12 protein-coding genes and 1 riboswitch are annotated in these 15,283 nt (G+C 48.5%); of the genes, 8 read left to right on the forward strand and 4 right to left on the reverse strand.

What is annotated here, in order from left to right:
• Window positions 1–10: 10 nt before the first annotated feature.
• Both accD and HNR50_RS22640 read right to left on the reverse strand, forming a co-directional pair.
• Window positions 11–838 (reverse strand): acetyl-CoA carboxylase, carboxyltransferase subunit beta, encoded by an 828-nt coding sequence (gene accD, locus HNR50_RS15455; RefSeq protein WP_184747686.1) that lies wholly within the window; start codon window positions 836–838, stop codon window positions 11–13.
• Window positions 839–1,089: 251 nt separating this feature from the next.
• Window positions 1,090–1,212: a hypothetical protein gene (locus HNR50_RS22640; RefSeq protein WP_281389119.1), complete on the reverse strand. Its 123-nt coding sequence runs from the start codon at window positions 1,210–1,212 to the stop codon at window positions 1,090–1,092.
• A 38-nt stretch (window positions 1,213–1,250) separates the two neighbouring features.
• Here HNR50_RS22640 and HNR50_RS15460 point away from each other — a divergent pair, with 38 nt between their 5' ends.
• From HNR50_RS15460 to pflB, 6 genes are all read left to right on the forward strand, one after another.
• Window positions 1,251–1,757: a shikimate kinase gene (locus HNR50_RS15460; protein ID WP_184747687.1), complete on the forward strand. Its 507-nt coding sequence runs from the start codon at window positions 1,251–1,253 to the stop codon at window positions 1,755–1,757.
• A gap of 27 nt (window positions 1,758–1,784) precedes the next feature.
• Window positions 1,785–2,351: a TetR/AcrR family transcriptional regulator gene (locus HNR50_RS15465; protein ID WP_184747688.1), complete on the forward strand. Its 567-nt coding sequence runs from the start codon at window positions 1,785–1,787 to the stop codon at window positions 2,349–2,351.
• A gap of 50 nt (window positions 2,352–2,401) precedes the next feature.
• Entirely contained in the window at window positions 2,402–3,721 is a 1,320-nt protein-coding gene (locus HNR50_RS15470) for an alpha-amylase family glycosyl hydrolase (protein WP_184747689.1), read from the forward strand.
• A 79-nt stretch (window positions 3,722–3,800) separates the two neighbouring features.
• Window positions 3,801–5,009, forward strand: coding sequence for a cation diffusion facilitator family transporter (locus HNR50_RS15475; protein ID WP_184747690.1), 1,209 nt, complete (start codon window positions 3,801–3,803; stop codon window positions 5,007–5,009).
• Window positions 5,010–5,080: 71 nt separating this feature from the next.
• Window positions 5,081–6,952, forward strand: coding sequence for a glycoside hydrolase family 13 protein (locus HNR50_RS15480; protein ID WP_184747691.1), 1,872 nt, complete (start codon window positions 5,081–5,083; stop codon window positions 6,950–6,952).
• A gap of 61 nt (window positions 6,953–7,013) precedes the next feature.
• A riboswitch (ZMP/ZTP riboswitch) is annotated at window positions 7,014–7,114 on the forward strand.
• A gap of 53 nt (window positions 7,115–7,167) precedes the next feature.
• Complete coding sequence (gene pflB / locus HNR50_RS15485) at window positions 7,168–9,396, forward strand: formate C-acetyltransferase (RefSeq protein ID WP_184747692.1); 2,229 nt, start codon at window positions 7,168–7,170, stop codon at window positions 9,394–9,396.
• 102 nt (window positions 9,397–9,498) lie between these two features.
• Here pflB and HNR50_RS15490 read toward each other — a convergent pair whose 3' ends face one another.
• Window positions 9,499–10,164, reverse strand: a complete 666-nt coding sequence (locus HNR50_RS15490; RefSeq protein WP_184747693.1) for an HAD family hydrolase — start codon at window positions 10,162–10,164, stop codon at window positions 9,499–9,501.
• A gap of 125 nt (window positions 10,165–10,289) precedes the next feature.
• Here HNR50_RS15490 and HNR50_RS15495 point away from each other — a divergent pair, with 125 nt between their 5' ends.
• Both HNR50_RS15495 and HNR50_RS15500 read left to right on the forward strand, forming a co-directional pair.
• Window positions 10,290–12,266, forward strand: coding sequence for a methyl-accepting chemotaxis protein (locus HNR50_RS15495; RefSeq protein WP_184747694.1), 1,977 nt, complete (start codon window positions 10,290–10,292; stop codon window positions 12,264–12,266).
• Window positions 12,238–14,577: a DNA polymerase II gene (locus HNR50_RS15500; RefSeq protein ID WP_184747695.1), complete on the forward strand. Its 2,340-nt coding sequence runs from the start codon at window positions 12,238–12,240 to the stop codon at window positions 14,575–14,577. Before HNR50_RS15495 ends, HNR50_RS15500 begins: the two co-directional genes overlap by 29 nt.
• Here HNR50_RS15500 and HNR50_RS15505 read toward each other — a convergent pair.
• Window positions 14,564–15,277 carry a PHP domain-containing protein gene (locus tag HNR50_RS15505; protein WP_184747696.1) on the reverse strand — a complete coding sequence of 238 codons (714 nt, stop codon included), beginning with the start codon at window positions 15,275–15,277 and terminating at the stop codon, window positions 14,564–14,566. The genes HNR50_RS15500 and HNR50_RS15505 overlap by 14 nt on opposite strands.
• Window positions 15,278–15,283: the final 6 nt, after the last annotated feature.

Genomic DNA, 15,283 nt, shown 5'->3' on the forward strand with positions numbered 1-15,283 from the left:
TCCCTTGCTCCTATCTGTTGTAAAATGAAAGAATCTGACTGAGAGTATTCTTCATTTCCTTCCGGTGTACGATTTTATCGATAAAACCGTGCTCCACCAGGTATTCCGCTGTCTGGAAATCGTCGGGAAGTTTCTGTTTGATTGTTTCTTCGATAACCCTCCGGCCCGCAAAAGCGATAAGAGCTCCCGGTTCCGCCAGGTTCAGGTCTCCCACCATGGCATAGGAAGCGGAAACGCCTCCCGTGGTCGGGTCGGTCAGAACGGAAATAAAAGGAATGTCCCTGTCATTGAGCCGGGCTACGCCGGCGCAGGTCTTCGCCATCTGCATCAGGCTGAGGATTCCCTCGTGCATTCTCGCTCCGCCGGAGGCTGAGAAAATAATGAGGGGAACAGATTTTTCATAAGCGTAATTGGCTGCTCTGAGAATCTTTTCGCCTGTACCGGAAGAAAGGCTTCCTCCGAGAAAACGGAAATCCATGACGGCAATGGAAACGGGAATCCCGTTAATTTTGCCAATGCCGGTTACGACCGACTCGTTGAGACCGGTTTTCTCCCTTGTGGCCGCAGCCTTATCTTTATAACTTCCTTTGGCATCGTTGAAGTGAAGAGGGTCGGAAGGCTTAATATTGCTGTTGAGCTCGGTAAAGGTTCCCTCGTCGAGAGTGATCCCTATTCTTTCCCAGGCTGTCAACTTTCCATGGTGTCCGCATGCGGGGCACACTTTATGATCCTGAAGCCAGCTTTCCTTGAAAATGTGTTTTTTACATTTGGGGCAGCTTAACCAGATATCTTCATTGAAATTCTTATCCTTAGCTTTCGGAGTGCTAAACCAAGCCATCTATACCACCTGTTTTAATTCTATCTACCTACTTGTAGGTAGGCAAATACTTTTTGTGAAATCCTTTCCCGATTAACTCTTGTTGTAAAAGATATCACATATACGCGACTTTAGTGCCGCTGAATTGTATCTGACAAATTGTAAGAAAATGTCAATAATAAGTCAAGATTAAAATATCGAATGAACATGACTTATAAGGTTCGAAATTTTCCCTGGAAATGCCCTATAAAATAGCGAGCTGTTTCGCTTCATTAAGCATGGGTCAAATCCAGTTTTCTCTCCTGATCTGAAAAAATCCGGAATCGCCCTACGACCAGTATACCCCTGATTTCATGATAGAGTTGTATTTCGCGGAGAAATAATAGAACGACCATCTTGCCACTTTCCTGCAAAAGAGTTTACCTTTGATTCTATGAAAAAGAACATCACCCTGATCGGCATGCCCGGTGCCGGCAAGAGCACGACGGGAATTATACTGGCTAAAAACCTTTCCATGGGGTTTCTCGATACGGACATCCTGATACAGATTAACAGAGGGGAATCGCTTCAATCCATAATGGACCGGGACGGCTATATGGCTCTACGGCAAATCGAAGAAGAAGAGATCCTCAAAATCAATATAGAAGGTCATGTTATCGCCACCGGCGGAAGTGCCGTCTACAGCGAAGCAGCTATGAAACACCTCGGTACCATTTCCCGGATCATATTTCTCCAGGCGGGGCTCGCCGAACTGAAAGCGCGGATCAGAAATTTTGAAACCCGGGGAATCGCCAAAGCCGGGAACCAGTCCTTTGCCGAACTCTTTTCGGAAAGGGAAGTTCTGTACCGCCGTTATGCAGATATTGTTGTTGACACAGCGTTCGTCTCCCAGGATGAAACGGCCCTGCTTCTGGAAAAAAAACTGAAAGAGCTTGACTGAAAGTATACCGAACGGTATATTGTGACTATGGACAATAGGGAGAGAATCCCCGATGAAGCTGCCAGCCTCTTCGCTGAAAAAGGCTATCATGCTGTGGGCATACAGGAAATCGTGAACCGGTCGGAAATCACCAAACCGACTCTATATCATTACTTCGGAAGTAAGGAAGGGCTATATCTGTCCTGTCTGGAGAGAGATTTCGTTCCCCTGATGAAGGAGCTCTCTGCTCTGGCTGCGGGTGATGAAGACATTTTTGTGAAAATGCAGAAAATTCTCCATTTTATGCTGAGAAAAGGGGATATTCGGCGGAATTTTATCCAGTTATACCTGACTTTGTGTTCTGCGCCTCCTCAATCGGAAGAAATCAGGATCGGAGGAATGTTTCTCCGGCAGTTAGAGCGGATCCTGGAAGATATGTTTATCGAGGCCTCTTTCAAACACGGCAATATGAGGGGGAGGCATAGAGATTACAGCGCCACTTTCATGGGGTTGATCAATACATCTCTTTCCCGCTTGCTGAGGAATGAGTTTGAGATAAGCGGTGAGAATGTTTACCGGACTATCCATCAGTTCGCCCATGGGATTTACTCATAATTTTTTTTACACCCAATATACCGAACGGTATAGAAAAGGAGACAATAACAATGAATTACAATTTTTATCACATCTACCCCCTGGGACTGACCGGGGCTCCTGAAAGGAATGACCTCCATAGTGAACCGGTTTCCCGCATAAGGGAACTCGAATCCTGGATCGATCATATAAAAGAAGGGGGATTTAATGCGGTGTATTTCGGCCCGCTTTTCGAATCGGAGAGCCATGGCTACGATACAGTGGATTATTACCGCATAGACCGTCGTCTCGGGACAAACGAAGATTTTGCCTATCTCTGCGGGAAATTGAAAGAAAATGGTCTGGCCGTTTTTGTCGATGGAGTTTTCAACCATGTAGCCCGTTCATTCCGGGCATTCAGGGATCTGGAAGAGAAGAGAGGTGATTCTTCCTTCAGAGACTGGTTCAAAGATGTCTCGATCGATCCCTTTCATGTACGCTGCTGGGAAGGGCATGAAAGCCTTGTGGAATTGAATCTTACAAACAGCAGCGTCAGGGAGCATATTTTCGGAGCTGTTGAAATGTGGTTCCGTCAGTTCGGAATAGACGGCCTCAGACTGGATGTCGCCTATTGCCTTCATATGGACTTCCTGCAGGATCTGAGAAATTTCACCCGCGGACTCGATCGGGATTTTCAGCTTCTCGGAGAAGTCATCCACGGTGATTACCGTCAGTGGCTGGATAGAGACCTGCTCGATTCGGTCACCAATTACGAGTGTTATAAGGGGATATATTCCAGTCTCAATGATAATAATTTCTATGAGATCGCCTATAGTTTGAATCGGCTTTTCGGAGAGGACGGGATCTATAGAAACTACAGCCTCTACAACTTCATCGATAACCACGATGTAAACCGCATTGCTTCTGTACTGAAACATCCGGGGCATTTTTATAATGCCTTGATTGCTCTGTACACCATACCCGGTAATCCATCGGTGTATTACGGAAGCGAATGGGGGCTGGAGGGAATCAAGGAAGGGCACAGCGACAGAAATCTCAGGCCGGCGCTCCGCTGTCAAGATCATCCGTCTGAGGAAAGGGAGATTGCGGCATGGGAAGCTGTGCGCAAGCTGGCATCGATCCGCAATGCCTCTCCTTCGCTCCGGAAGGGGAGCTATCGCGAGCTCTACAAAGATTCTAACCAGATGGCTTTTGCCCGGGAAGAGGGAGATGAATTGACAGTCTGCGCTCTCAATTCCTCTCAAAATGAAGTTCGTATCAGTATTCCGGTTCCCCGCGACGGGGCATACAGAGATCTTCTGAACGATGAAACACTATGGGCGGAAAAGGGAGTATTGCATCTGCGGATCTGGCCGAACTGGGGAGCTGTCCTGAGGTTTTCCAACAGCTGATATTCGAAGGCAATCGGCCCTTTATGAGTTTTATCCTCTGATTTTGACTGGATACAGGACAGAGACATATAATTGAACCATGAATAAAGAAACAATCTATATACGCAGAATAGCCCTGGCGGCTTTCTTCCTGAATCTTGTACTGGCTTCTGTAAAGGCGTGGTTGGCATATACTTCAGGGAGTTCGGCGATCAGAGCCAGCGTTATCGATTCCACAGCCGATTGCGTGGCTTCCCTGGCAGTTTTTCTCGGAATCCTTATTTCCACGCGGAAGACAAGCCGATTCCCTCTCGGACTCTATAAGATTGAGAATCTTATTTCCGTTATTGTCTCGATCTTTATCTTCATTGCCGGATATGAGATCGTCCGCTCTCTCTTTCTGGGGATGTCTCCCGGCGAGGCCCATGTAGGATTGATCGAAGTTATTATCATGTCTCTGTCGACGTTAATCGTCTTTTTGTTCGGAAGATACACTTTGAGCAGAGGACGGAAAAACGGTTCGCCGACTCTTATCGCCGAAGGAAAACACCGGCTGGTCGATACGGCTTCCTCGCTTATTGTCGTCATTTCAACTTTGCTCTCCTATATGGGGTTAACAGCTGTTTTCGGAATTTCCATCGATAAGGTGGCTGCCGCGGCCGTTCTGGTCTTTATAATCAGAGCGGGATGGGAACTGCTTACCGATGGAATGAAAGTTCTGCTCGACGCATCTATCGAGCCGGAACTGCTGGAGCAGGCTTCTGAGATCATTGTCAAACACGGCTCCGTCATTTCTCTTAAATCTCTGATGGGCAGAAATGCCGGCCGTTTCCGTTTTTTGCAGGCAGCGGTCACATTGAGAGAGAGAGATCTTCCCGCCGCCCATAAAGTGGCTGATGAGCTGGAAGCGGAAATTCATAAAGCCATTCCCCGTGTCGAGCGAATCATAATTCATTACGAACCGGAGGAAAAGGAGCATTACTGCCATGCCGCGCCGGTCCTCCGTGAGTCCGATCGGGAATCGGGAATGTTCGGGGACATTGAGCAATTCTCCTTTCTCTTTCTGAAAAAAGGACAGGATCCGCGCATAACAGATTTTGTCTCTGATGATGCTGATCGACGGGATAATCTGGGACATAGCGAAGTAAAGCAGAAAGGGATAGTCACAGCCGAATGGCTAGCGGAACAGAAGGTGGATTGTCTCTGGCTCGAAGGGGAAAATCTGAGCAAGGGAGCGGAACACGCTCTGAAAAATAAAGGAATAGAGATCAAGTTTTTCATGAACCTCCGGGAAGATATGACAGATTAGTTTATCATCGGTTGACAGAATAGGTTATAATCTGTAAGTAGTACGTAATGTACAACAGGTAAGGAGTTTTTATGGCTGACTGGAAAGAATCGATTCATTCGGAAGTCAATAATGTTTATATGTCCAATCCCGCGGCCCGTCCGGGTGAGGAAACCACAATAAGTTTCAGAGTTTTTAAAGAGGCCCCTGTGCGGTCTGCCGAGCTGAGAGTCGTAATATGCGGTCATTCGGAAAGGATCTCTATGGCCGTGACGGAAGAGGACAGCCTTTTCAAATGGTGGACGGCGAAGCTGTATATAAGCCAGGAGGAGATGATCCATTGGCATTTTCTTCTTCATACAGATGAAGGGGAGCTTTTTTATACGAGAAAAGCCCTTGAAACCGTCAATCCCACGGAAGACAATGATTTTACTCTTCTGCCTGCTTTTCAAAGTCCCGACTGGATCAAAAGCGCTGTTTTCTATCAGATCTTCCCCGACAGGTTCCGAAATGGCGATCCCTCCTGCGGCAGAACGACGGGTGAGTATGAATTTGACGGAGGCAGCCCCCGTGTTATGGACTGGACCGATGAGCCCCTCGAATTTGCCGAAGGGCGGTGCATGGATTTTTTCAATGGCGATCTGGCCGGCATCAGGGAAAAAATCCCCTACCTGAAAGACCTCGGAGTGACCGCTGTTTTTCTCAACCCCATCTTCCGTGCCCATACGGCACACCGCTACGATTGCACCGATTATTTTCATGTCGATGAGGCTCTGGGCGGCGATGAAGCTCTGGCTGAACTGTCCCGGGCTCTTCATGAAGAGGGGATGAAACTCATCGTCGATGTTTCCATCAATCACACGGGGTCGAATCATGTCTGGTTTACGAAAGCTCAGGCGGACCCCGGCTCCCGGGAAGCCAGATACTATTTTCCCGACGGCAAGGGGGGCTTCGAGTGCTGGTGGGATGTCCCGACGCTCCCCCAGCTGAATTACAACTCTCCCGAGCTCAGGGAAACCATAATCGACGGAGATGACAGTCTGGTGAAGCACTGGCTGAAAGATCCCTGGAAAATCGACGGTTGGCGCTTCGACGTGGCGAACCAGGTGGGCCGGCGGAAAGAGAGTCAGCTCGGTTTCGGAATCTGGCGGGATGTCCGCAAAGCCGTTAAGAGCGTTAATCCCAAAGCTTATATCGTCGGCGAGCATTGGGAGGATACGATTGCCTATCACCTGGGAGATCAGTGGGACGGGGCTATGAACTATTTCGCCTGCGGAAGTCCGCTCAGGCGGTGGGCTGGGGAAGCAGTCCGTTTTGAAGCGGAAGGCCCCGATTATCCGCCCCGCCGCAGCCGCGAATACACAGGATTTGAACTGGAACAGATGATTCGGCAGCACTACGATAGAATACCGAGTCAGGTTACGGGCCTTCAGCTCAATGTATTCGATACCCATGATATCCACCGCTTTCACAATCACGAAGATCTTTTTGATTGGGATATTTACAGGGGTATGATTTTTCTGCAGTTCCTGCTCCCCGGTACTCCCAATATCTGGTACGGCGACGAAGTGGGGCTCAAAGGACACGCTCTTTCCGTGGAAGGCTGCCGTTACCCTATGGAGTGGCGCGAAGAGAACTGGGACAGCCGTTTCGTCAAGCTCTACGGTACCATGGCACGACTGAAACGGGATGAACCGGCTCTTCATACAGGCGGATACAAGGTTTTATACCGTGATAACACATCATTCGTGTTCGCCCGCTTTGACAGGGAGAAAGGGTTTCTCGCCATTCTCAACAAGAGCGGGAAAAGGAAAACTCTGAACATACCTGTCTCGGTACTGGGTAACAGCTCCCGGTGGGAAGATCTGTTCACCTCTGAGAGATTTCAGGTCGAAAAGGGTATCCTGACGCTGAATCTCACCGCCCGGGAGAATAGTATGCTATGGGCTGACTTTATCCTTTAGAAAAAGGTCTTTAAAAAAATTGAGGCTCTACTGGACGAAAGTTTTTCTTTTAAATATAGTTTATCCATCCTGAAACTGACGGATTAGGGGGATTACCTCCGGGAATCAGGATCGAAGAGCCTCTTCGAATTTTAATGAATGTCGACCGTCTGGGCAGAGAATAACCACTCTGTCCGGGCGTTTTTTTTGCTCCGGACCTGGAACCGGAGGATTATATGAAAGCACCGTGGCGCGGTTTTACCGCGGGATCCTGGATGGACAAAATTGATGTCCGGGATTTTATTCAATCAAACTACAATGAGTATGATGGCGATAGCTCTTTTCTCGAAGGACCGACCGAGCGGACCGGCACAATCAACGCCCGTTTCAATGATTGGTTGGAAAAAGAGAGCAGGAAAGGCGGAGTCCTGGCGATTGACAGGGAAAAAGTATCCTCCCTTCTCAGTTACGGCGTGGGTTACCTGGACCGGGAGAGGGAAATCATAGTGGGATTGCAGACCGACGAACCTCTAAAAAGAGGAATCAATCCCTTCGGCGGTATCCGCATGGCGAGGGATGCCTGCTCCGCCTACGGGGAAACTCTCTCCGATGAAATCGAGAACCATTTCCGGTTCCGGACAACTCACAATGACGGTGTGTTTCGTGTTTACAGCGATGAAATCAAAGCACTGCGCCGCAGCGGATTGATTACGGGGCTTCCCGATGCATACGGTCGGGGACGTATAATCGGGGATTACCGCCGGGTCGCTCTATATGGTGTCGACAGGTTAATAGAGGAGAAGGCTCTTGATAAAAGAGAGCTTTCCGGGCATTCCATGAATGAAGAGAATATCAGGCTTCTGGAGGAATTGTACCGTCAGATCGACTTCCTGGGAAAACTCAAGCAAATGGCTCTGATTTACGGTTACGATATCGCGGAACCGGCGGGGAACGGCAGGGAAGCTGTTCAGTGGACCTATTTCGCCTATCTCGCGGCCATAAAGGAGCAGAACGGGGCGGCTATGTCTCTCGGCAGGGTTTCCACATTTTTCGATATCTATTTCCAGAGAGACCTTGCGGAAGGCACTATTGACGAAAAGGGTATTCAGGAGATATTTGATGATTTTGTTCTCAAACTCCGTTGCGCCCGTCAATTGAGAACCCCGGAGTACAACGAACTTTTTGCCGGCGACCCTATGTGGATTACCGAAGTGATAGGGGGCATGACTGAAGACGGCCGGTCCATGGTGACCCGTTCATCCTATCGCATGCTTCAGACTCTTTACAATCTGGGGCCCTCCGCCGAGCCTAACCTCACAATTCTCTGGTCCCGATCTCTCCCGGAATCATTCAAGAGATTCTGCGCCGGGGTTTCTATCGATACCGATTCCATACAGTACGAAAACGATGATCTCATGAGGCCTCTCTATGGGGATGACTACGCTATCGCCTGTTGTGTTTCCGCCATGAGTATCGGGAAGGATATGCAGTTTTTCGGTGCCCGGTGCAATTTAGCCAAAACGCTTCTGCTTGCCATAAACGGGGGAAGGGATGAGCTAACGGGAGAGTTTACCGGACCGGAATGCACCCCTCTGAATCAGGGGATTCTCGATTATGAGACCGTTCGGGAACAGTTCAGCCGATATATGCGATGGCTTTGTGAAAAATACGTCAATACCATGAATATCATACACTATATGCATGATAAATATGCTTATGAAAAAATACAGATGGCCTTGCACGATACTGTCGTCAAACGCTTTATGGCTTTCGGTATCGCCGGGCTGTCCGTTGCGGCAGACTCTCTTTCAGCAATTAAGCACGCCGTAGTCAGGCCCGTTGCTGATGAGCGGGGGATAGTCGTCGATTATGATATTCAGGGTGATTTTCCCCGCTACGGGAATGATGATGACCGGGTCGATTCCATAGCCGCCGCTCTGACCGAAGAGTTTCTTTCCTGTCTCAGAGAAACTGACACTTACAGAAATGCCGAGCACACGCTTTCGATACTCACAATTACCTCCAACGTCGTCTACGGTAAGAAGACAGGGTCAACACCGGACGGCAGAAGGAAAGGAGAGGCTTTTGCCCCCGGGGCGAATCCCATGCATAACCGCGAGACAAAGGGAGCTCTGGCATCGCTCAATTCCGTTTCCAAAATTCCATACCAGTGCTGCCGCGACGGAGTGTCCTGCACCTTTTCCATTACTCCCGAAACACTCGGGCGCGACCGGTCCGGTTCGGAAGAGAACCTCATTGCCATACTTGACGGCTATTTCGCGCGGCAGGGGCATCACATAAATGTGAATGTATTCAACAGAGAGACTCTCGCCGATGCTATGGAGCATCCTGAGAAATACCCCAATCTGACAATCAGAGTTTCAGGTTATGCCGTGAATTTTCACAGGCTCAGCCGGGAACAGCAGGAAGAGGTGATCTCGAGAACCTTTTTTCAGAAGGTCTGATGAAAGGGGGGGATTAACCCGGTCGAAACTACCGGTGCTCCCGACTTTTCTGAGATTACTGCCCCCGGAGGGATCGGAGCCTCCCGGGGCGGAAAGAACGGATCAGCTGAATACAAGGTCTCTCAGTTCTTCTATGGAATTGAGATAGTAGGTACTGTCTTTGCTGATCGCTTCGCGGATAACCGGCAGATTGTGACTCCATCCGACACCGGCGGAATCCACTCCCGCTTTCAGGGCCATTGTAATGCCCGGCTTCAGATCATCGACTACGAGAATCTCATCGCGGGAAAGATTGAACTCTCGCATGATATCTTCGACGGGCCAGGGGTAGGGTTTCTGTTTTTCCGGCTCGCCGGTCCAGCCGATGATTCTGTCGGGCAGAAAGCCGGGAATCTCTTCCTGATTTTCGTAATGGGAACGGATTATATCCGGTTCCGAGTGGGACACCACGGCGATTATTCCGCCTTTTTCCCGGAAATCGCGCAAAAGACCGAGCATGCCTTCGAAAAACGGAGGAGTGAGAACGGTGGTAAATTCCCGCCATATGTCATAACAGATTTTTTTTTCATCTTCCGAAAGCTTGAGAACCGAATCTATATAGACGGAGAAACCGGGATCGAAGTTGACTCTGAACCATTCTTCCAGCGTTGAAGTTTCGCTTTCCCTGCCGATTCTCTTCATCTGTTCCTGATGGGCCAGGTAATGAATTGAGGGTGTGCTGTCTACTGTCGTATCATCGTGATCTATAATTAGGCATCTGTATTTCATATAATAAGTCTAACATTTTAGAGCCGAAGAATTAAGGATTTTATAAAATTATATTAGTCAAATAAAATCATTTACGGTAAAATAACCCAAACGAAAAAACGAAAAATTGAGATACAGGTATATAAATGAAAATAAAAACCAAACTTCTCCTTCTCATATCATCGCTTGTTACTGCGATTCTTTTTTCCATAGCCGTATTTGTCGTCATGCAGATGAATATCAATACGCTGGAAAAGGAAAGAGCATATCTCGATGCTCTGGATCAGGCATTAAACCGGGAACTGCAGTCGGTTTCCACATTCTTTTTTCCCGATGTCCTTTATAAAACGCAGCTTGAATCCTATGAGAAGTCATACAGCAACAAACAGGATGCGCTGTCGAATCTCAAGAATATCAAAGCTTTGAGAAAACTGAGCACGGTAATCGAGGATTCCCTGACTTCCATAGAAAGACTGGACGATCTTCAGGGTTCTACGATGGAGCATTTCAAAAGCTCTTCGGAGAAACTGATTGAGAATGCCGATAAAATCATTACCTATAAAAGCGATTTTAAATTCGAAGATGTCGATTCCCAGATAGCCCGAGAAAGCGAGTTCCATCCGGCTTTCGCCTTTTACAGGCAGCAGGTGGAAAACAATATTTCCAATATGGTCAATGTTCTCGAATCATCCCTCGATATCCTCAATAATCAGTCGGAGATCATCAATGAGGGAATAGATGCTCAGGTTCGAACGAGTTATCTCTTTATGGGCGTTCTGATTGCCATCACTGTCTTTCTGGCCCTGATTATCGCATTCCGGGTTTCCAATTCCATCGCCGGATCGATCAGAAGCATCGAAGGGAATATTTCCGTAATGGCACAGGGGAATCTGACTCAGGATTTCGATTCCCGTTCAAAAGACGAAATTGCCGTTCTCAGCAGAATGATGAACGATTTTCAGTCGGGACTGCGGCAGACGATCCAGACCATGAAGGATCTTTCCAACCGCAGTACGGAGGTAAAAGGAGAACTGATTGCCACTACGACGGAAACTTCAGCTTCGGCTGAACAGATTTCCGGGAATTTGAAGTCTATCGACAAACAGATGAAGGATCTCGATTCCAATATAAACCACTCATCTGAGGAAGTTCAGACCATAAGTGGATTGGTAAAGGATCTGAACTCCCATATTTTTGAACAGATGTCCATGGTCGAGGAATCGACAGCATCCGTTACGGAAATGATTGCTTCCATTCAAAGCGTCGCCCAGCTTACGGAGCGGAATCAGGCTGCCATGAATGAACTAGTTCAGACTTCTGAACAGGGCGGGCAGACGATAATGGATACGACCCGAATCGTTCAGAACATTAATGATTCGGTTAACGAAATCTATGGAATGGTGGATATTATCCAGAAGATAGCTTCCCAGACGAACCTCCTGGCGATGAATGCCGCCATCGAGGCTGCCCATGCCGGTGATAACGGAAAAGGTTTTGCCGTCGTTGCCGACGAAATCAGAAAACTGGCAGAAGCCTCTTCAGTCAATTCCAAGGAAATCACCAAAAACCTCAAAGATATTATCGGTAAAATTGAAAATGCTTCTCTGGCCGGGCAGAAATCCAATCATTCTTTTGAAAAAGTCCGGGAGAGCATCAGCAATTTCAAAGAAGCTCTGATAACAATCGCTTCAAGTACAAAAGAACTGGATATGGGGGGGAAACAGATTCTCGAGGCCATGACGTCTCTCAGTTCGATCTCTTCCGAAATTCAGGATAAATCGAAAAATATGACCGAAAATTCAGCATCGGTTCAAACGAGCATGATTAATGTTTCCAATATTTCAAACAGCGTCGTTAATGCCGTGTCCGAAATCAATCAGGGCTTTAACGAAGTCACCCATGCCGTTTACGGTCTCCGCGATGTTTCAGACCGGGTAGATGCCGTCAGCAGCGACCTCGATGCCGAAGTGAACCGCTTCATTACAGATAAAGAGCAGACCGCTTCAATTTCTCCGGTTGATGATAGAAGCCTCCCGGAGGATGGTTCTGAAGATTCCCGGACTGTAACGGATTCTGAAACTGAAGATGACGGGGATGTTTCGGAACTCCAGGAACTGGATTGATAGAACTGATATGATCAGAGAGCAGGGCTTTCTCCTCACGGTGGAAAGCCTCGATATAAAGGGACAGTGCGAACTGCATTTCTACGGAACAGGTTCCCGCGGTCCCTTTAAAATCATTTATAATAACCACAAACCGCTTTTTTTCATTAACAGGGATGCCGCACCGCTTTTATCTGAAAGAGTGGAGCGGAAAGAAGTCAAACTGGTGGACTTTCATGAAATGCCGGTAGACGCTCTGTATTTCCCGTCGCTCGATTCTTTTTTCAACAGCAGGAAAATGCTGAAAGATCAGCATATAAAACTATTTGAATCCGATGTCCGGGCCGAAGACCGTTTTCTTATGGAAAGGCATATAAAGGGGAGCCTGGAAATCGAAGGGGAAGCGGAAAATGAAGGGCCGTTGCGTGTTTTCCGGAATCCGCGAATCCGGCCGGTCGATTACCGGCCCCGATTGACATGGCTCTCTTTTGACATTGAGACGGGACAGGACGGCACTCTGTATTCCGTCTCTTTTCACCTGACAGGCAATGATCAGGATCTCCGGAAGGTCATTATGAGAGGGATCGATCCCGGTTCTTCTCCTCTCTGGATGGAGTACTGCCCCGGGGAAAAGGAATTGCTGGAAAGATTTGTATCCCTGGTTCGGGAATACGATCCCGATCTGCTGATCGGCTGGCATGTTATCGGCTTCGATCTTAAATTTTTAAACGAAAGGGCTCTCAAGCTCGGGGTGCGTCTCAACCTGGGAAGGGGTTTCAGGGAGTTAAGGCTGATCGAAAAGAGAAACGGTCTCTTCGCGGCCGATCTGGAGGGACGTATTGTCGTCGACGGTCCCCAGACTCTGCGCACGGCATTTTATAAATTTGAAAATTTTAAACTGGAGACTGTTGCACAGGAGCTGATCGGCCGGGGCAAGGACATTACGCCGGAAAAAGACAAGGTTGCGGAAATTGAAAGGCGGTTCCGGGAAGATAAAGAAGCGCTCGGTTTCTACAATCTGGAAGATTCGGTCCTTGTTACAGAGATCTTTCGAGAGACGGCTATTATTGATCAGCTTGTTACCAGGAGCCTGATTACGGGATTGCCGGTTGATAAGGTCCATATGTCCGTAGCGGCTTTCGATTACTTCATGCTTCCCCTTATTCACAGAAAAGGGTACGTGGCTCCCGACACGGCCGATATGGAACCGGGGGCTCATGCGGCGGGTGGTCATGTCTTTTCAAGTGATGCGGGACTGTATCCCCATGTTGTCGTTCTCGACTTCAAAAGTCTGTATCCCACGATTATACGAACCTTTTTCATCGATCCCCTTTCGCGACTGAAAAATGAAACCGATCCCTGTACAACGCCGGTTGGAATCTCTTTTTCCCGGACTCACCATATACTTCCCGACTTTTTAACCGAACTGATGGGCCGGCGGGCCGCTGCGAAGAAAGAGGGCGACCAGTATCTGGCGCAGGCTGTAAAAATCCTTATGAACAGCTTTTACGGGGTGATGGGAACAACGGGCTGCCGTTTCTACCATGCCGATCTGCCGACGGCAATTACGGGAACGGGCCAGTGGATTCTCAAAAGCTGTGCTTCCCGGTTACGGGAAAAGGGATATCAAGTCATCTACGGCGATACCGATTCCGTCTTCGTCTGTCTCAAAGAAGAGGAATATGCCAATCCGGGCGCTGCGGGAGAACGTCTTGAAAAAGAGGTTAACAACTACTTCTCCAAAAAACTCAAAGAGGATTTCCATATTGAATCCAGGCTGGAAATCGAATTTGAAAAGCACTACACCAAATTTTTTCTTCCGCCCATGCGCAATTCTCAGGAAGGCGCGCGGAAGCGCTACTCCGGTTTACTCGACAACGGAGAGATGGAGTTTAAGGGGCTGGAAACAGTCCGTTCCGACTGGACGGCCATGGCGCGGGATTTCCAGCAGGAGCTCTTTTCCCGTTTTTTTCATGAAAAGGAATTAAAACAGTGGGTTCGCGATTATGTTCAGAAACTCCGTGACGGAGAGTTTGACAGCAAGCTGATCTATAAAAAGCGATTGAGCCGCCAGGCCGGCGATTACACGAAAAGCCGGCCTCCTCATGTGAAAGCGGCTCTTCTGCTCGACCCGGAAGGAACCAGAAAGCTGCGGGAAATCTCCTATATCATAACCGCGGAAGGTCCGGTTCCCGTGGAAATGTACGAAGGCGGAGCGGATTACTCTCACTATGTGGAAAAGCAGATCAAACCCATCGCCGATGCGGTGCTGTTCGCAATCGGTGAGGATTTCGATTCCCTTATAGAGGGAAGACAGCTCAATCTATTCTGATATGCCGCAGGAATGCCTCTGCTGATTTATTGAGAATCATTTCCTCCGGATATCCCGTTTCCTCGAGGAGCCGTTCGGCTTCGGCAAACAATCCAACATCACCGGAAAAGTGAGCGTCGCTTCCCATAATAAGAGGAACATTATTTTCCATGCAGACTTCTGCCAGTTTCCGGAGAATGGCATCGCTTCCGGGACGGAAGCTCGTGGATTTCAGAGAGCTGTTGTTTATCTCCAGCAGAGTTCCCGTTTCCCTGGAAGCCGCGACGACATCTGCGATATTGAAGGGGTACCGGGCATCTCCCGGGTGTCCAATGGCATGGATATGGGGATTTCTCATGGCCCCGATCATGGCATCGGTGTTCTCTCTTTCCGTTCCGAAAGGGATGCAGGGAGGATGCAGGCTGGCTATGACGAATTCCAGAACGGGAAGGCATCCTTCATCGAGATCGATAGAGCCTCTGTAATCAATGATGTTGGCTTCCGCGCCTTTCAGAATTCTCACTCCCTCAATATGTGATGGAAGAATCCTCAGGTTGTGGAAATGAAACATATGGGCTCCGCCGGGCATGGAGGGAGCGTGATCGGTAATAGCCAGCACTTCAAGCCCTCTGAGAGACGCTGCCCGGGCATTCTCTTCGATTGAACTGTAGGCATGTCCGCTCGCAATGGAATGGCAATGTATATCAACTAGGTTTTTCACCTGCTC

It is taken from the genome of Spirochaeta isovalerica (genome assembly GCF_014207565.1).
Classification (GTDB): domain Bacteria; phylum Spirochaetota; class Spirochaetia; order DSM-2461; family DSM-2461; genus Spirochaeta_F; species Spirochaeta_F isovalerica.